Origin of the sequence: Thermoflexus sp. (assembly GCF_034432235.1) — a bacterium.
GTDB lineage: Bacteria > Chloroflexota > Anaerolineae > Thermoflexales > Thermoflexaceae > Thermoflexus.
On the sequence record NZ_DAOUCJ010000073.1, the window covers coordinates 1 to 16,971 of the forward strand.

Annotated in this window: 15 protein-coding genes and 1 pseudogene; 4 read left to right on the forward strand and 12 right to left on the reverse strand. The window is 65.4% G+C overall.

Going from position 1 to position 16,971, the window contains the following annotated elements; genetic code table 11:
• The coding region (locus tag VAE54_RS08650; protein WP_322801556.1) for a hypothetical protein at nucleotides 1–311 on the forward strand (311 nt) is incomplete at its 5' end.
• A 50-nt stretch (nucleotides 312–361) separates the two neighbouring features.
• Nucleotides 362–574: pseudogene (locus VAE54_RS14620) on the forward strand (RHS repeat-associated core domain-containing protein); the annotation flags it as partial.
• A gap of 169 nt (nucleotides 575–743) precedes the next feature.
• Here the strand turns inward: VAE54_RS14620 and VAE54_RS08655 are convergent.
• The 4 genes from VAE54_RS08655 to VAE54_RS08670 form a co-directional block, all read right to left on the reverse strand.
• A complete protein-coding gene (locus VAE54_RS08655) occupies nucleotides 744–1,931 on the reverse strand; it encodes a M28 family metallopeptidase (protein WP_322801557.1) in 1,188 nt (395 codons plus the stop codon).
• A gap of 103 nt (nucleotides 1,932–2,034) precedes the next feature.
• A complete protein-coding gene (locus tag VAE54_RS08660; RefSeq protein ID WP_322801558.1) occupies nucleotides 2,035–3,930 on the reverse strand; it encodes an aldehyde ferredoxin oxidoreductase family protein in 1,896 nt (631 codons plus the stop codon).
• Between the two features lie 42 nt (nucleotides 3,931–3,972).
• On the reverse strand, nucleotides 3,973–4,491 hold the full coding sequence (locus VAE54_RS08665) for a DUF402 domain-containing protein (RefSeq protein ID WP_322801559.1): 519 nt from the start codon (nucleotides 4,489–4,491) through the stop codon (nucleotides 3,973–3,975).
• Nucleotides 4,476–4,892 carry a cyclic nucleotide-binding/CBS domain-containing protein gene (locus VAE54_RS08670; protein ID WP_322801560.1) on the reverse strand — a complete coding sequence of 139 codons (417 nt, stop codon included), beginning with the start codon at nucleotides 4,890–4,892 and terminating at the stop codon, nucleotides 4,476–4,478. Before VAE54_RS08670 ends, VAE54_RS08665 begins: the two co-directional genes overlap by 16 nt.
• Before the next feature lie 177 nt (nucleotides 4,893–5,069).
• On the opposite strand from VAE54_RS08670, the gene aroA reads away from it, so the two are divergent.
• Nucleotides 5,070–6,380: a 3-phosphoshikimate 1-carboxyvinyltransferase gene (gene aroA, locus VAE54_RS08675; RefSeq protein ID WP_322801561.1), complete on the forward strand. Its 1,311-nt coding sequence runs from the start codon at nucleotides 5,070–5,072 to the stop codon at nucleotides 6,378–6,380.
• Nucleotides 6,381–6,405: 25 nt separating this feature from the next.
• Here aroA and VAE54_RS08680 read toward each other — a convergent pair whose 3' ends face one another.
• The 5 genes from VAE54_RS08680 to VAE54_RS08700 all read right to left on the reverse strand — a co-directional run bounded on the left by VAE54_RS08680 (nucleotide 6,406) and on the right by VAE54_RS08700 (nucleotide 13,181).
• Nucleotides 6,406–7,356 (reverse strand): diacylglycerol kinase family protein, encoded by a 951-nt coding sequence (locus VAE54_RS08680; protein ID WP_322801562.1) that lies wholly within the window; start codon nucleotides 7,354–7,356, stop codon nucleotides 6,406–6,408.
• A 49-nt stretch (nucleotides 7,357–7,405) separates the two neighbouring features.
• A complete protein-coding gene (uvrB, locus tag VAE54_RS08685) occupies nucleotides 7,406–9,538 on the reverse strand; it encodes an excinuclease ABC subunit UvrB (protein ID WP_322801563.1) in 2,133 nt (710 codons plus the stop codon).
• A gap of 199 nt (nucleotides 9,539–9,737) precedes the next feature.
• Nucleotides 9,738–11,156, reverse strand: coding sequence for an adenylosuccinate lyase (purB, locus tag VAE54_RS08690; protein WP_322801564.1), 1,419 nt, complete (start codon nucleotides 11,154–11,156; stop codon nucleotides 9,738–9,740).
• Nucleotides 11,157–11,307: 151 nt separating this feature from the next.
• Entirely contained in the window at nucleotides 11,308–12,606 is a 1,299-nt protein-coding gene (locus tag VAE54_RS08695) for an adenylosuccinate synthase (RefSeq protein WP_322801565.1), read from the reverse strand.
• Nucleotides 12,607–12,701: 95 nt separating this feature from the next.
• Nucleotides 12,702–13,181, reverse strand: a complete 480-nt coding sequence (locus VAE54_RS08700) for a polymer-forming cytoskeletal protein (protein WP_322801566.1) — start codon at nucleotides 13,179–13,181, stop codon at nucleotides 12,702–12,704.
• A gap of 284 nt (nucleotides 13,182–13,465) precedes the next feature.
• Here VAE54_RS08700 and mobA point away from each other — a divergent pair, with 284 nt between their 5' ends.
• The gene (gene mobA, locus VAE54_RS08705; RefSeq protein WP_322801567.1) at nucleotides 13,466–14,050 is read left to right on the forward strand and encodes a molybdenum cofactor guanylyltransferase; all 585 of its coding nucleotides are present in this window, start codon (nucleotides 13,466–13,468) and stop codon (nucleotides 14,048–14,050) included.
• A gap of 153 nt (nucleotides 14,051–14,203) precedes the next feature.
• Here the strand turns inward: mobA and VAE54_RS08710 are convergent, their stop codons facing one another.
• From VAE54_RS08710 to VAE54_RS08720, 3 genes are all read right to left on the reverse strand, one after another.
• Entirely contained in the window at nucleotides 14,204–15,148 is a 945-nt protein-coding gene (locus VAE54_RS08710) for an ROK family protein (protein WP_322801568.1), read from the reverse strand.
• 67 nt (nucleotides 15,149–15,215) lie between these two features.
• The gene (locus tag VAE54_RS08715; RefSeq protein WP_322801569.1) at nucleotides 15,216–16,169 is read right to left on the reverse strand and encodes a patatin-like phospholipase family protein; all 954 of its coding nucleotides are present in this window, start codon (nucleotides 16,167–16,169) and stop codon (nucleotides 15,216–15,218) included.
• Between the two features lie 63 nt (nucleotides 16,170–16,232).
• Nucleotides 16,233–16,971 (reverse strand): glycosyltransferase family 1 protein (locus tag VAE54_RS08720; protein ID WP_322801570.1); only part of this gene is annotated, 739 nt, incomplete at its 5' end.

The window sequence follows — 16,971 nt, forward strand, 5'->3', positions numbered from 1 at the left end:
TGGAGGTTCCCGAGGACCCGGAAGAATTTCGGCGATGGCTAAAGAAAATCAAATCCACTTCATCTGTAGCCAAAGCAGCGGGTTTCAAGAGCTGGCGTCCGTTTGCCAAAAAGGCCCGTGCGTATCACCTAGGCTTTTTGGAAGACAAGATCATCGTAGCCATGTCAGGCCCTTCTAAGGGTGGGTGGCTGGTGTATGATCCGAAGAAGACGAAGGAGTTTCCTCCGGACACGCCGCTGGAGGAGGTGGTGCGGGTGATCTGGGAAGACATCCGCTCCACCCCAGAGTTGTGGGAAGAAGATGCGCCTTAACAACGGCATAGCCGGGCTTGTAATTCCTTCGCGGCCTTCCCCGCAATGTCATTGGATGGGAGAGCGGCCTCTTCCCCACCGACCGCCGCTTCACCGGCCAGCGGTGGGAGGGGGTGCTGGGCCTGTATGATTACCGGGCTCGCTTCTATGACCCGGTGTTGGGACGGTTCATCCAACCGGATCCCATTGTCCCGGAGCCCGGGAACCCCCAGGCGCTCAACCGGTATGCCTATGTCTACAACAACCCCCTGCACTACACCGATCCCAGCGGGCATTGCCCCTGGTGCGGGGTCATCGGATTTGGAGCTCTGATCGGCGCGGGGGTGAGCTACGGCTGGGCACAGAAGTCATCCGCGCAGCCATCCGAGGGGATCACCAGGAGCCGGCTCAGGGGGTCGGAACGGGGTAACGGCCCCTTCCCCATCGAGACCGCTACGGGGCCGCCGCCCCTCCCCGATCCTCTAAACCCGCATCGATCGCCCGCAAGAGTTTCCACACAAAGTCCTCTGTGCGGGCCACTACCTCCGGATCCACATTCTCATATACGTCCGATGGCTGATGCCAGTGGGGAAGCACGCCGTCCGGCCGCAAATTGACGAAAGGGAGAACCCGCCAGCCCGCCCGAACGGCCGGCGCCCCATCGGTGTAGGCGCCCCGGAAGTTCGGCCAGCGATAGGCGCCGAGCTCCGGATGGCTGCGAGCGATCCCATCGGCCAGCGCGAGCAGCTCCGGGTCGCTGCGCAGGGGCCACAGCATCGTCTCCTGAACCAGATAACATGGGCCGCTCCCGGGACCGCCCAGGGTGTCCAGGACGATAAAAATGGGGCGCCCGAGGTCTGCATGCTGTCGGATGAAGGCGGCGGCCCCATAGGCGCCGACTTCCTCGCAACCCGTGCACAGCGCCCATACCTCCGTGCGCTGAAGGGGCTCCCGACGAAGCCGCTCCGCCAGCGCCAGGACCATCCCGGCGCCGGTGGCGTTGTCGTTCGCGCCGCACGTGTAGGGCGTGAGGTCCGCCTGGACGGCGATGGCAAAGACCGCGGCGAGCAGCAGCCCCGGCAGCAGCGCCGGCAGGCCCCAGTTCGGGTTCCCGGTGATCGCGCCGATCAAAAACAGACCCCCGATCCCCACTGCCCCAGGAAGCCCCAGGGTCACCAGCATCCGGTAGATCGCCAGCGCTCGAAGGGAGGAAAACGCCCACGGCGTGCGATGGGTGTCCAGATGACCACACAGGATCACCCGTTGCTGGACCGGCCCGGCCGGCGGCAGGATGGCATAGACGTTCTGGCTTCGCCCCCTGGGAACCAGCCATCGGAGGGGGTTCGGCGTGAAGGTGAGCTCCAGCGCCGTGCAGAGGACCAGCAGGAAGAGGCCGAGGGCGGCGATCCATCGGCCGCCGATGAAGAAAACCGGGAACATCAGGAGCATCCCCCCGGTGGCGATGGCGAAAGGACGCCATGCCGAGGTGGCGCTCACGAAAGGCTCCACCCGTGGCTCCAGCCCCAGCTCCCGGAACACGCGGACGGCATATTCCGCAGCTTTCCGCTCCGCGTCCGTGGTGCTTCCCCGGGGTCCGATGGTCCCCGTTAGATAGGCCACGTGGTCCATCGTGGAAGCCATGGGCGCTCCTCGCTTTCGATGGAAGATCCTCCCACAGGCATCGCTTCTCCCATGGCGTGGGCCGTTCCGGATGGCCCACGCCATGCAAAGCGCGGAGCCCCGTCTATTGCTCCAGCAACCATTCCAGCCCCAGCTCTCGAAGCTTCTCCGGCGCAGGCACCCCTTCCCGGGTCCAGCCCGCCAGCTCGTAATAGCGATCCAGGGCTCGCTCCATGGCTTCCCGATCCAGGGCCATGCCGGCGGTGGGGCCTGTTCCCTGCAGGGCTTTAAAGAATTTCTTCGGAAGCTGATCCGCCCGGCGATCCAGGCCTTCCCGCGCATTGAACCACCGCAGCATATTCAGACGGCGCTCCCCGATCCGCAACAGCTCCTCCAGGGTGAAATCCGTCCAGCCGGTCACCGCGCGGACCATCCGCACCGTCTCCTCAGGCCCGTAGAGGGTCCAGGCCGGGCCATACACGAACTGGCACAATCCTGCTGAATCCAGAAATGAATAGAACAGCTGGGTGAGATAAGCGAAGCGGATTTTCTCATCGCTCAGGCTGTACAGAGGCTGGGGCTGGGTCAGACCCAGGAGCGCCAGGCGCTGGAGGTAGAGATCCGAGGCGCCTTCCTCATACATGGGATCATGTTCGCTGGATTGATGGTCCGCGCCGAAGGGGTTCACCGCGTAGATCAGGCCGAGGGAGCGCTTGGCGTGGGGCATGTGGGCCGGGGCCTCCTGGTTCTTCACGGTGATCAGAAACTCATGGCCCTTCCCCAGCCGGTCGGCAGCCCGGGCGGAGCCTTCGGCCAGGACATCGCCGATGCCCTCCCGCTTCAGGATCATCTCCAGGAGGCGGAGCATCGCCTCCGGGTCGCCGAAGCGCAGCGGGAAGCCGATCTCCGCCTCGGTGAGGACCCCGTTCTCGAAACACTCCATCGCCCAGGCGATGGTCGCCCCGCAGGAGATGGTGTCTACCCCATACTGGTTGCACATCTGGTTAGCCAGGGCGATCGCATTCAGATCATCGATCCCACAATAGGAGCCGAAGGTCGCGATGGTTTCATACTCCGGCCCGCCGTAGAACGGATCCACCTTTCGGCCGTTCCATTCCGTTTCCACCACCCGCTTGCAGCGGACGACGCAGGCATAGCAGGTGTCGCGTTCTTTGAGGATCGTTTCGGCCATCCGTTCGCCGGTGATCTTCTCAAAACCCTCGAATTGCCCGGCGTTGTAGTTATAAGCGGGCAAAGTGCCAGCCATCTGCTGCCAGGCGACTACGCTGGCCGTCCCATAGAGGGCCAACCCCTGGACATCGGGGTTGTCCTCGATATGGCGGGCTCCCCACTGAGCCAGCTCCGCCAGCGCCTTCGGATCCGCGATCGCCACCCTTCGACGGCCCCGAACAGCGATGGCCTTCAGGTTCTTGGAGCCCATCACCGCCCCCATCCCGGTGCGGCCGTTGGCCCGATTGGACATGTTCATAATCGCTGCGAAACGAACGAGACGCTCGCCGGCCGGCCCGATCTGAGCGATTTCGATCTGATCGTCCCCCAGCTCCTCCTGAAGCATCCGCTCCGCCTCGCCGGTGATCCGACCCCACAGGTGAGCGGCATCCCGCAGCTCGGCCTCGCCGTCATGGATCCAGAGATAAACGGGCTTGGGGGCGCGGCCCCGGATCACCAGCCCATCGAACCCCGCGTATTTCAGCTCCGCCGGGAAGAAACCCCCGCTCTGGGAATCCCCGATGGCACCCGTGAGGGGGGATTTGGCGTTCGCCATCAGGCGGGATTGCCCGGAGATCGGCGCCCCAGTGAGGGGGCTGAGGAAGAGGGTGAGGATGTTGCGGGGATCAAAGGGATCAACGCCTGGAGGCATCTCTCGCAGGATGTAGTAAAGCCCCATCGCGCTGCCGCCCATATAGGTGCGATAAAACGATTCCGGCGGCGTCTCCACCCACAGGCGGCCTTCCGTAAGATCCACGTGGAGAATACGGCCCGCATATCCGTAAGCCATGGCTGCCCTCCTGGTTTACAGGGTGAAGCATGTGGATCCTGTTCAAAATCCGCGCGATGAAATTTGATGGAAGGGAGGCTCTCGTCGGTGAACCTTTCCCATCAAATCCCGAAGGGCTTCCCGCGCGGACGCGTAGGCCTGTGGATCCCGTTCCTGCAAGCTCAACGCCTCAAACTCCTCCTCATCCAGAACCAGAACCTCCCCCGTCGGCGTCACGAAGAGATCCAGCGCCAAGTCCCGGATCTCGATCTCATCCTCCGAGACCTGCGGGGGATATGTGATGTCGCAATACCAGCCCTTTAACCGATCGTCCCCATGGCTATGGATCTCATAGATCACAAACCAGCGGCCCGGGAAGAAATACTCAACGAACCGATCCTGGGGTTCCAGACGCACGTAACCCAGATCCAGCGGAGGGCGCTCCCAGAAGGCCTCCACCACCAGCGCCTCGGGAGCCGCGCGGGTGAGACGCCCGGCGTAAACCACACGCAACCGGCCGTCCGCTGTCAGCCGCCGCACCCGGACGGGCCGGGGAGCCTGGGCGCTCAATCCGGGCCCCACCCCCGTTCCTCCACCGCCTGGAAGATGTCCGTGTCGCTCACGATACCGACAGGCTTCCCATCCTGCATCACCACCGCCCGCCGGATGTTGGCGTCCAGCATGATCAGGGAGCACTGCCGGATGGTGGTATCCGGGGAAACGGTGATCAGAGGCGCGCTCATCAGATCCCGGACCTTCAGTCCTTTCAGGGGCCGATCGGCGGCAACCACTTTCTTCAGGATATCCCGCTTGGTCATGATCCCCCACGTCCCGTGAGGTCCTTCCGGCTCCACCACCACGCTGGAGATGCCCTTCTGAACCATCAGATGCAACGCGTCCTCCACGGGCATATCCGGGGGGACGGTCACCACGGGGGAGGTCATGATCTCAGCGACGGTATAGGGTTTGGGCTTGCGCTCCATCGCCACCCCTTTCGATCGAAATGGTTCGCATAAAATTATAAGCGACTCCAGCGGAAGGCAGGTGGAAGGGCAGATGGGCCTTGCGGAAACGCCATCCGGAGCGATCTTGCGATGGCGTGGAGGAACCCCCCGAAGCTCGAACACAACCGGATAAAGCCCTGGGTCCAGAGGCACATCATGCGATTGCGGATCCGACCAGCGACTCGATTGAAAGGCACCATGCACGTCCCGGGAGACAAATCCCTCTCCCACCGGGCGCTGCTGTTTGGAGCCCTGGCCGATGGGGTCTCTGAGCTGAAGGGCTGGCTTCCGGCCGCCGATTGTGAGGCGACCCTCCGTTGTGTCCGCGCCCTGGGGATTGATGTGGAGCGGCCCGCCTGGGAGCACCTGATCGTTCACGGCGGCGGCCTGAAGGGATTCCGGCCGGCCCCTGGCCCTCTGGATTGCGGCGGCTCCGGGACCACGATGCGGCTCCTGATGGGGATGCTCGCCGGATTCCCCTTCCCCAGCACGCTGGTAGGGAACCCTCAGCTCTCCCGGCGCCCGATGGAGCGGGTGGCCCGGCCATTGCGCCAGATGGGCGCGGAAGTCATTACCACGGAGGGGCACGCGCCCGTCTATGTGCGCGGTGGCTCGCTCCAGGGCATCCGCTACGAGCTCCCCATCGCCAGCGCTCAGGTGAAATCGGCTATCCTCCTGGCCGGGCTTTACGCGGATCGCCCGACGACGGTCATCGAGCCCGCTCCCTCGCGGGATCACACCGAACGCTTGCTCAGGGCGATGGGCGTTTCCATCCAACGGGATGGAAACGCCGTCACCATTGAGCCGACGGAGCGATTGCGGCCGGTTTCCCTGACCATCCCCGGCGATCCGTCCTCCGCGGCCTTCCTCATCGCGGCCGCCTTGCTGGTTCCGGGCTCATGGGTGCAGATCCCCGGGGTCCTGCTCAACCCCACACGTCTGGGATGGGTGGACGCATGGCAGGAGATGGGCGCGCCGATCCAGGTGATCCCGGAGGGCGAAGCCGGCGGGGAACCGGTGGGGCGCCTGCAGGCCACGGCGGCCAGCCGCCTGCAGGCGATCGAAATCACAGGGGCCATGGTTCCCCGGATGATCGATGAGTTCCCCATCTTCGCCGTGGTCGCCACCCAGGCGGAGGGGATCACCCGGGTCCGCGATGCGGCGGAATTGCGCGTCAAGGAAAGCGACCGCATCGCCGCCATCGCCATGGAACTGCGCCGTATGGGCGCGCGGATCGAGGAGCATCCGGATGGCTTCACCGTCTATGGGCCCACTCCTTTGCGCGGGGCCGTTGTCCACAGCCATGGGGATCATCGCTTAGCTATGGCCCTCACGGTCGCCGGGTTGATCGCCGATGGGGAAACCCTCGTGGAGGATGCGGCCTGCATCGCCGACAGCTTCCCGGGTTTCGTGGAAACCATTCAGGCCCTCGGCGCGGAGATCGAGGTAGAGGCCGTTTACGAATGAAGGTGCGAGCGCCCGGGAAGAGGAGTTATGGTTCCTGAAACAGGCCCGCAGGGGCCGTCGGTGGAACCAGGATTCGCAGGGATCGGGGGACGACCTCGAAGGCCATGGGGGTATAGCCAATGGGTTCCCCATCCACCTGGACCGGGACAACCGGGCGGGTCTCGACGACCACGTGACGCCCGACGAAGAATTTGACCGCCGGATCCTGGAGATGGCGCCCCCCGAAGACGTTGAAGAAATGGCGGATCGCCCACGGCAGCCCCATCCCCCGAAACACGCAAATGTTGAGATATCCATCGTCCAGCACGGCCTGGGGGGCGATGCGCACCAGGCCCCCATACAGCTGGGCGTTCGCCACCAGAACCACCAGGGTGCGCCCCTTCACCCGGCGGCGGCCATCCACGATGACCGTGGCCCGCATGGCCGGGAAATCCCTGGCGATCATGGCGGCGGCGATCAGGTAAGCCAGGGCCCCCAAACGCTTGGTGTTCCGGGTCCGGGGTTCCATCTGCTGGGCCACCTGCGCATCCAGACCGATGCCCGCCCACAGAAGGAAGTAACGACCGTTGGCCCTCCCCACGTCAATCGTATGTTCCCGCGCGGCCTCCAGGAGATGCGCAGCCACCTGAATCCGAAGCGGATGGACGAGAGGGTAAACCGGGAGGCCCAGCTGCCTGGCCCATACGTTGCCAGTCCCCACCGGCAGGACGCCCAGAGCGGCCGGCATTCCGACCAGGCCGTTCGCCACCTCGTTGACGGTGCCGTCTCCCCCCGCGGCGATCACCCATTCGAATCCCTCCAGGGCAGCCTCGTGGGCCAGATCGGTAGCCATCCCCGGACGCTCCGTGATCCGTAGGAGGACGGACCATCCGCGCTCCTCCTGCCATTTACGGGCCACCGCCTGGACCTCCCGAAGCATCTCCCGGGGGCCGGCGGCCGGATTGTAGATGATCATGACGTGTCTGGAGCGAGCCATCGTCCCTTCCCCTGTCGGGCAACTGCCCGCAGTTGCCCTACGATCTCCCTCAGCGGGGATGGGAAGATCGTCCCTTCCGCCGTCCGGAGGCCTGCGGGGATTTCCCCGGCCCAGGAGCGACTCCCTCTTCTCCCTCCTCGGTTGCGATCCGCTCCAGCTCGACCAGCCGGCGAAGCCTGGCCTCCGGTGGGGTTTCCGCCAGCTCGATCATCCGCAATTGTTCGCGCAGTTCGAAGATCTGATCCCGCAGGGCAGCCGCCTTCTCGAACTCCAGGGCCTGAGCGGCCCGCTTCATCTCTTTCTCCAGCGCCCGGATGAGGCGCTGCAACTCGTCCTTCGGCATCGTCCATCGTTGTTCGGGCGCCCCCTGCTCCTCGGCCACCATCTCCCGCACCCGATCCGTGAGATCCCGCACGGCCTTCACAATCGAGCGGGGCTCGATCCCGTGGGCCCGGTTATACGCTTCCTGGATCGCCCGCCGGCGGTTGGTTTCCTCGATCGCCCGGCGCATGGAATCGGTGATCGTATCCGCGTAGAGGATGGCCGTCCCGTTCACATGGCGGGCTGCCCGCCCGATGGTCTGGATCAGTGCCGTCTCGCTGCGCAGGAAGCCCTCCTTGTCAGCATCCAGGACCGCCACCAGGGAGACCTCGGGGAGATCCAGCCCTTCGCGCAACAGATTGATCCCCACGACCACATCGTAAACCCCCAGCCGGAGATCCCGCAGGATCTCCACCCGCTCCAGGGTCTCGATGTCCGCGTGGAGATAATGGGTGCGGATCCCCATTTCGTTCAGGTAATCGGAGATCTCCTCCGCCAGGCGCTTCGTGAGGGTGGTGACCAGCGCCCGTTCGCCCCGGGCGACGCGTTTGCGGATCTCGCCGATGAGATCCTCGATCTGGCCTTTGGTCGGCCGCACCTCCACCACCGGATCCAGAATGCCGGTCGGGCGGATCAGCTGCTCGACCACCTGCTCGGACTTCTCCAGCTCATAGGGCCCGGGGGTGGCGGACATGAAGATCACCTGGCGGACCCGCTGTTCGAATTCCTCAAAGGTGAGCGGCCGGTTGTCCAGCGCCGATGGAAGCCGGAACCCGTATTCCACCAGGGTCTCCTTCCGGGAGCGATCGCCGTGATACATCCCGCGCAACTGTGGGATGGTCATATGGGATTCATCGATGACCACCAGAAAATCATCCGGGAAGTAGTCCAGAAGGGTCCAGGGCGGCTCGCCGGGCGCCCGCCCGTCCAGATGGCGGGAGTAGTTCTCAATGCCGTGGCAGTAGCCCACCTCGCGGAGCATCTCCAGGTCATACAGGGTGCGCTGGCGGAGCCGCTCCGCTTCCAGGAGCTTCCCCTGGGATCGAAGCTCCTCCAGCCGCTCATGCAACTCCTGTTCGATGGAGGCGATCGCCCGACGCAGCTTCTCCTCGGGGGTCACGAAGTGCTTGGCCGGATAGATCTCCACGGTTTCATGGAGACGGAGAACCTCCCCGGTGAGCGGGTCGAACTCCACGAGGCGCTCGATCTCATCCCCCCAGAACTCAATCCGGATCGCCGTATCCTGATAAGCGGGGAAGACATCCACCGTATCCCCGCGGACCCGGAAGGTCCCCCGTCGGAAATCCACATCGTTGCGCGCATACTGGATGTCCACGAGGTGGCGCAACAGGTTATCGCGGCGGCGGACCTGGCCACGCTGCAGTCGGATGACCACCTGGCCCCAATCGTGGGGGTTGCCAATGCCGTAGATGCAGGAAACCGAGGCGACGATGATCACATCCCGCCGGGTGAACAGGGCCTGGGTGGCCGCCAAACGCAGGCGCTCGATCTCCTCATTGATGCTGGTTTCCTTCTCGATGTAGGTGTCGGTCTGGGGGATATACGCCTCGGGCTGATAGTAATCATAGTAGCTGACGAAATATTCCACTGCGTTGTGAGGGAAGAATTCGCGGAACTCCGCGTAGAGCTGCGCGGCCAGGGTCTTGTTGTGGCTGATGACCAGCGTGGGCTTCTGGATACGGGCGATGACATGGGCGATGGTGAAAGTCTTCCCCGTCCCCGTCGCCCCCAGCAACGTTTGATAACGATATCCCTTCCGCAGGCCCTCGACGAGCTTCTCGATGGCCTGCGGTTGATCTCCGGTGGGTTCAAAGGGCGCCACCAGCTGAAAGCGCTCCATATCCGATCTCTCCCCTCCCCTCATCCACGCGATGGATTCCCAGGCATCGAGCACCCGGCATGGCGAGCCATCATCCGGAGAGGGCGTATCGCTCTCTATAATTTTCCCATGCCAGACCTAACCCCCCAGCCCCCTTCCCTACAAGGGAAGGGGGAGCCTGAAATCCCCCTCCCCACCTCGGGGAGGGGTCCCCCTCCCCTCACCGGATGAAGGGGCGATGAGGGGCGGCGATCGCCCTTCGGATCTCCTGGGCCATCGCCCGCGCTCGTTCCGGGGCATCCCCGATATGGGTATGGATGGCCATCAGGCGCCGGAGGGTTTCCGGGGAGAGCCAGCGGGTGATCTCCGGATCCGCGATCAGGCGCTCCATCAATGGGTTGGGGGCGCCGGACCGCACGGCCTCCCATGCGGCCATGGCATGATCCCGCAGGCGGGCGTGGAGCGCCTGGCGATCCGCGCCCGCACGGGCCGCCGCCATGAGGACCGGCTCCAGGGCGGCAAAGGGGGCGTAACGCTCCAGATTGCGCCGCAACGCTTCCTCGTGGATTTCCATGCCCTGAAGGATGCGAAGCGTTAGCCGGAGGATCTCATCGGCGGCCAGGAAGGCCTCCGGCAACAGGATCCGCCGGATCGCCGAATCGTCCAGGGTGCGTTCCAGGAGGGAGTGGGCGGCGGTTTCCCACATCATCGAGGGAAGCGCCCCCAGATAGCGAGCCAGGGCGTTGATCCGCTCGGCGAGGATCGGATTCCGCTTGAAGGGCATCGCCGAGGAGCCCACTTGACGGGCGCCGAAGGGCTCCGACCATTCACCGAAGGGGGGCGACTGCAGCAGGCGCAGATCGAAGGCCATCTTATAAAGCGACATGGCCAGCCCCGCGAGGGCCACCAGCACCCGCCAGTCCTGTTTGCGCGGATAGATCTGACCGGCCACCCGGAACGGCTCCAGGCCCAGCTCCGCCATCGCCCGCTCTTCCATCTGGGAAGGCGTCATACCGGTCCCATCCAGCAACGCCGCATAGGAGGCGCTGGTTCCCACCGCCCCTTTGAAGCCTTTCCCCCGGATGGCGAGCCGGCAGCGGGAGATCTCCTCCCAATCTATCAGGAGATCCTGGCCATAGAGGGCCAGGCGATAACCCACGGTCGTAGGCTCGGCCGGCTGGAGATGAGTCCAGGCCATACAGGGAACTTCGGCCCATCGCTCGATAGCGTCCGCCAGCGCTTCCAGGACCTCCCGCAGGCGATCGCCGATCAGATCCAGGGCTTCCCGAATCCGAATCGCATCGGCATTGTCCTCGATGTCCGCCGATGTAGCGCCCAGATGGAGCACCGGGCCACCCCGGGGGGCCTGCTCGGCGAACGTAAGGAGCTCGGCCATGAGATCGTGCCCGATCTCCCGCTCGATCTGCTCCGCCCGCTCCAGGTCGATGGTCCCGGCATGGGCCTCCAGGTCAGCCACCTGCTCCGGGCGGACAAGGCCGGCGGCCATCTGCGCGCGGGCCAGCGCGATCCACACCCGCCGCCACAGCCGCCGGCGGTAGGCCTCCGACCAGATCCGGCGCATCGCCGGGCTTCCATATCGCCAGGTGAAGGGGGAAAGAAAGGTCTCGTGGGTAAACATCCCGGGCTCCATCCGAAGGGAGGATCTGGATCTTCCCTTCCGTGGTATCGCGATCGCCGAAGCCGGACATTCGTCGTTCGGCTTCGATCCCCGAGGCGCCATTCCCCCCGATCCCGCGTGTTTGTCCCAGAGTCCAGGGCGCAGCACGCGCTTACCGCAACGCGCCGTCCTCGATCTCCAGGATCTGGTCCCGGGCAGGGCCCACGGAGACGTAGCGCACGGGAGCGCCGGCCAGCTCCGACAGGCGGCGCAAATACCCTCGCGCCGCCTCCGGGAGGTCCTGCCATCGCCGCGCGGTGGAGGTAGGGCCGGACCATCCCGGCAGGCGCTCGTAGACCGGAGTCACCTGTTCCAGAACCGGCGTGTCGGGGACGTGGGTGAGGATCTCCCCGGATGGGAGGCGATATCCCACACAGAGGGGGATTTCCTCCAGCCCATCTAAGACATCCAGCTTGGTGACGGCCAGAGCCGTGAAGCCGTTCAGCCAGGCGGCGTGCCGCAACGCCACCCCATCCGGCCAGCCGCACCGGCGAGGGCGTCCGGTCGTCGCCCCGAACTCCCATCCTTCCGGAGGGCCGCCCCGCCGCAGACGTTCGGCCAGCTCCCCGTGCACTTCAGTCACGAGGGGGCCCTCCCCCACGGCGGTGGCAAAGGCTTTCACCACCCCGATCACCTCCCGGATCGCATGGGGGGGGATCCCCGCGCCAACCACCGCGTAGCCGGCCAGGGTGTTCGATGAGGTCACATAGGGATATACGCCCCAGTCCAGATCCCGCATCGCCCCCAGCTGCCCCTCCAGGAGGATCCGGGCATCCCGCCGGATGGCGTCCTGGAGCACCGGGATGGTGTCGATGATCCGATCCCTCAGGCGCTCCCGCCACATCTCACATCGGTCGATCAGCTCCTCCAGAGGAGGGGGATCCCCCTTCAACGCGATTATGCGCGCGGAGATCGCCGCATATGTCTCCTGCAGGCGCCGGTGGAGCCAGTCCCGATGGAGGAGATCGCCCATCCGCAAGCCGATCCGGGCGGCCTTATCGCTGTAAGCCGGGCCGATGCCCCGGCGCGTGGTGCCCAGGGGGCGATCGCCCCGCCCTCGCTCCTCCAGCTCATCCCGCTGGCGATGGTAAGGGAAGACCAGATGCGCCCGATCCGAGATCCACACGCGGGAGGTATCCACGCCGGCGGCCTCGAGCTCTGTTAGCTCCTGAAGCAAGGTATCGGGATTCACCACGGTCCCTGCGCCGATGATACATGTGGTTCCCGGCTGGAAAACTCCAGAGGGCACGAGATGGAGGCGGAACGTTCCGTATTCGTTCACCACGGTGTGGCCCGCGTTATCTCCCCCTTGCACCCGCATCACGATCTCCGCGTCGCGGCTCAGGTGATCGACGATGTGGCCCTTTCCCTCATCTCCCCACAACGCGCCGACCACAGCGATCACAGGCATAACCCTGCCTCCAGCCGAAGCGAGTCAAATATTCCAGAATAGGACCTGCACCGCAGGGGAGAGCCTTCGACATCCCATCCCCCGGATCTTCGCGTTTACATGCCCTGCGTGTCCTCCCGCGCGCCGAGGTCGATCACCTTCCCTCCCCGCTCAGCCGATTCCGCGCGAGGGGCCTCCAGCATCGGGAATTCCGGCTCCGCGCCGGGCATCACCGATTGGCCCCGGAAGTATCCGCCTTCATCGATCACCAGGGAGCCCGCGTTGATCTCCCCCCAGACCTTTCCGGTGGAAAGGATCTCCACCCGGCCAGAGGCATGGATCTTCCCCATGAGAATGCCGGCCACCGAGACATTGGTCGCCCGCACTTCCGCCCGAACCCGCGCGTTCTCGCCGATGATCAGATTGCCGCTGATCTCCATGGAGCCCTCGAACACGCCTTCTACCCGGATGGTCCCATCGCCCTGCAGCATGCCTTTCATCACACAGGTCGGGCCCAGCACGGTCTCCACCGGCGTGCCCGGGCTGGCCGGCCTGGGAGCTGCGGGCGCTTTCTCCGGCTTCGATCGTCCGAACATGGTTCGCCTCCTCACGAATGGATATACTCTACTATACTATAGAGAAAGCCGTTCGGGCCTGTCAAAGCATCGATTAAAAGGGTTTGAGGCGGTGGAGCAGGCGGCTTCGTTCCCTGCCCCGCCATCCCCAAAGCGCGATCGGATCAACCGGGATCGCCCATGAGTGCGCGCCCTTCCTTCTTCGCTCTCCCCAGAGGAACACCCGCTATCGGGCAGGACCCGGGATCGGCCCTGCCCGCGGGGCGGTGTGTCGGCTGAAGCCAGCGGTCCAGAAGGAGGGCGCGATGTATAGCGTGCTGATCCTGGCCGGCGGCCAGAGCCGCCGGATGGGAAGGAACAAGGCCTTCCTGGACTGGAGGGGACGTCCGCTGATCGCCGATCTGATCGATCGCTTCCGCCCGATCTCCGACGATGTGATCCTGATCGCTCCCGACCTCAAACCCTTTCAGGGCCTCAACGCGCGCCTCGTCCCCGATCCCTTGCCACCAGTTGGCCCTCTGGGAGGGCTGTGGTCCGGCCTGTTGAGCGCGCGCCATGAATGGGCTTTCGCCATGGCGTGCGATATGCCCCTGGTGGATCCGCGGGTGGTGGAATGGATGTTCGAGCAGCGCGGGGAAGCCGATGCCGTCGTCCCGCTGGATGACCAGGGGCGCCCGGAGCCGCTGCACGCGCTGTATCGGGCCTCCTGCCTCAATGCCATCGCCTCCGCCCTGGCCTGCGGGCAACGGGCGATGCTGGCCTTTTATCCGGCGATCCGGGTGCGCTATCTTGCCCCCTCCATCTGGCGCGCGGTGGACCCGGAGGGCCGTTCCTGGCGCAACATCAATACCCCGGAGGACTGGAAACAGCTCCAGGGAGAAATCCCTTAAGACCCAACCCCCCGGCCCCCTTCCCTACGAGGGAAGGGGGAGACTGAAAATCCCCCCTCCCCGAAACGGGGAGGGGCCGGGGGAGGGGTCCCTTCCCCTGTTTCGGGGAGGGAGACGGCGTTCGGCGGCTCCGGAAGCCCCCGGAGCAGGAGATTATGCCGGCGATCCCTGGGCGTATCGCATCCGGGCATAAGCCAGGGCCCCGAGCAGCCCGACATGGTCTCCCAGGGCGGTCCGGACAATGGGCGTCACATAATCCAGCGTCATGGCGCGCTCCCGGGCATAGGCCCGGATCTTCTCCAGAAACCAGTCCCCGGCCTTCATCACGCCGCCGCCCAGGATGATCAGGGTAGGGTTGAAGATGTGCCAGAAGGTGGCGATCCCCACGCCCAGATAGAACGCCGCTCGATCCATAATGGCCCCGGCGATCGGATCTCCCCGGGCGGCGGCCTCCGCAACGTCCTTTGCTGTGACCCCCGAAGGATCCGACCAGGGGACAGGATCGCCCCGCGCCCACGCCTCCCGGGCCATGCGGGCGATGGCCGTCCCGGAGGCCACGGCCTCCAGACACCCGGTCTGCCCACAGCCGCAGCGCGGCCCCCCTTTCGCTTCCACCACGATGTGACCTAATTCCGCCCCCAGCCCGTGGGCGCCCTCGAGCAACACGCCGTGGGTGATGACTCCTCCCCCAATGCCGGTGCTGATCGTCAGATACACCATGTGCTCATGGCCGCGACCCGCCCCATATTGCCACTCCCCCAGCGCAGCCAGGTTGGCATCGTTGCCGACAAAACAGGGCACGTGGAACTGGCTCCGAAGGCGATCGGCCAGGGGGACGTTCTCCCACCCCAAATTGGGCGCGGTGAGCACCACCCCGGTGTGCGGATCGAGGGGACCAGGAACGCCCACCCCCATCGCCTCCACCGGCTCATCCGCGGGCCAGACCTCCTGGATCGCGTGAATGATCCGGGCGATCACCGCCTCCACACCCTCTTCCGCCCGGGTGGGGTATCCCACCCGGGCCAGGATTTGTCCCTCCGCATTGCAGCGAGCAACCCGGATGTTCGTCCCCCCGAGATCCACAGCGATGTAAACCATGAGGGCCTCCGTTCGCGTAAGTCTTGAACAGATCCAGAGCCCCCGGGAAAACCCGCAACGCGGCCTCTCAACCCTTTGGCGTCTTCAAATGAAGCAACCGCCGACGTTGTGGAGGGAGATAAGGTCGGCCTCCGCCCGGGATGGCCGGCGCGGCCAGAGCCCGTATGCTCTCGGCCGTCACTTCACAAACCTGATTCGGCCGGGGATCCGCCAGATAGCGCCGCATGGCCTCATAGCCCGCCTCCAGCATCTGCGCCGTCCGGGAGAAATCCAGAAAAGAGATCTCCCGAAAGGCGGTCAGGCAGATGTGATGCACCGTCGCAGGGGATTGCAGTGCGTCATACAGGTCGTCCAGGATCTGCTCGCTCAGCAGGGTTTGATAGGCGGTCATGGCGATCTCCACCAGCCCCCGCCGCGGGGGAAGCACCTGAGGACTGAAGCTCAGATCGAGGATGTAAAGCTCCTCCGCCCCCTTCTCCAGGGCGATGGTGATCGGCACCACCGCAACCACCCCGCCGTCCACCAGCTGCATGTTCCGGAAACGCACCGGCGGATGGATCACCGGGACGCTCGCGCTGGCCAGGACCGCTTCCAGCAACGGCGCGGAGGGATCGTCGCCGAAAAGGATCAGGCGCTGGGTGCGCAAATCCGCGGCTGTGACATAGCAGGGCCGCTGGAGATCCCCGAACGTGCGGACACCTGGGGGGAGGTGGGCCTGCAGAACCCGCCGCAATCCTGATCCATCGAACAGGCTATCCTGGTGGGTGAGCAGGCGCCATAGAACCGTGAGCCGATTGCCTGGATAGATGTCTTTGCGGCGGACGCTCTGCCACGCCACGGCCAGGCGTTCCACGCCTTCGATGGTGGGCTCCGCCGCCAGAGCGGCGGCGTTAATGGCCCCGGCGGAGGTTCCCACCAGGAGATCCGGCTCGATCCCGTGCTCCAGCAGCGCCTTCAACGCGCCGACCTGGAGCGGACCGCGGTTCCCGCCCCCGCTCAGCACAAAGGCCCGTCGCGCCATGCCGGCCTCGCCTCATCCAGGGAATGTTCACCGGGAAGAGCCCCTTTTCCCCATTATAGGAGCCTATTCCTGCAACAACGGCTCGACGACTTCATGCCAGCGCCGGGCCGCAGCCTCCCATGTGAACCGGCGGGCCCGTTCCAGGCCTGCCATCCGCAACCGGGCCTGCCGCTCGGGATCCTCCAGCACGGCGCGCAGCCCCCGCGCGATATCCTCCACCGATTCCGGATCCACCAGCACCCCCGCCTCGCCGACCACTTCCGGCAATGAGGAGGTTCGCGAAACCACCACCGGGACCCCACACGCCATCGCCTCCAGGGCCGGCAGCCCGAAGCCCTCATAGCGGGAAACCAGCGCGAAGGCCGCGGCGGCGGAATACAGGGCCGGCAGGTCCTCATCGGCCACAAAGCCCAGCCAGTGGATGCGATCCGCCAGCCCGGAGCGCCGGATCGCCTCGAAGGTCCCTTCGGCTTTCCAGCCCTGTTCCCCCACGATCACCAGATGGCCCTGGGGGAAGATCTCTTCGCGGACCAGGATCGCGAAGGCCTCAATCAGGCGCGGGTAGTTCTTGCGGGGCTGCACCGTGCCCACCGTGAGCACGAACGGCCACGGCCCCAGCCCATAGCGCGTCCGCACCCGGGCTTGCTGCGCTGGATCCTCAACGGGGCGGAAGCGTGGTTCGACCCCGCTGTAAAGCACCGTGACCCGCTCCGGCGGCACCCCCCAGAGGCGGATGAGATCCTGGCGGGTGGACTCCGAATCGGCCAGGATGTGGGTCGCCCGCCACACCGCGCGCGGCACA

Bases quoted from the DNA above. Each gene is read 5' to 3' on its own strand.
- VAE54_RS08655 (WP_322801557.1), bottom strand. From the start codon at position 1,931: ATGGCTTCCACGATGGACCACGTGGCCTATCTAACGGGGACCATCGGA.
- VAE54_RS08660 (WP_322801558.1), bottom strand. From the start codon at position 3,930: ATGGCTTACGGATATGCGGGCCGTATTCTCCACGTGGATCTTACGGAA.
- VAE54_RS08670 (WP_322801560.1), bottom strand. From the start codon at position 4,892: ATGGAGCGCAAGCCCAAACCCTATACCGTCGCTGAGATCATGACCTCC.
- aroA (WP_322801561.1), top strand. From the start codon at position 5,070: ATGCGATTGCGGATCCGACCAGCGACTCGATTGAAAGGCACCATGCAC.
- VAE54_RS08680 (WP_322801562.1), bottom strand. From the start codon at position 7,356: ATGGCTCGCTCCAGACACGTCATGATCATCTACAATCCGGCCGCCGGC.
- uvrB (WP_322801563.1), bottom strand. From the start codon at position 9,538: ATGGAGCGCTTTCAGCTGGTGGCGCCCTTTGAACCCACCGGAGATCAA.
- purB (WP_322801564.1), bottom strand. From the start codon at position 11,156: ATGTTTACCCACGAGACCTTTCTTTCCCCCTTCACCTGGCGATATGGA.
- VAE54_RS08695 (WP_322801565.1), bottom strand. From the start codon at position 12,606: ATGCCTGTGATCGCTGTGGTCGGCGCGTTGTGGGGAGATGAGGGAAAG.
- VAE54_RS08700 (WP_322801566.1), bottom strand. From the start codon at position 13,181: ATGTTCGGACGATCGAAGCCGGAGAAAGCGCCCGCAGCTCCCAGGCCG.
- mobA (WP_322801567.1), top strand. From the start codon at position 13,466: ATGTATAGCGTGCTGATCCTGGCCGGCGGCCAGAGCCGCCGGATGGGA.
- VAE54_RS08710 (WP_322801568.1), bottom strand. From the start codon at position 15,148: ATGGTTTACATCGCTGTGGATCTCGGGGGGACGAACATCCGGGTTGCT.
- VAE54_RS08715 (WP_322801569.1), bottom strand. From the start codon at position 16,169: ATGGCGCGACGGGCCTTTGTGCTGAGCGGGGGCGGGAACCGCGGTCCG.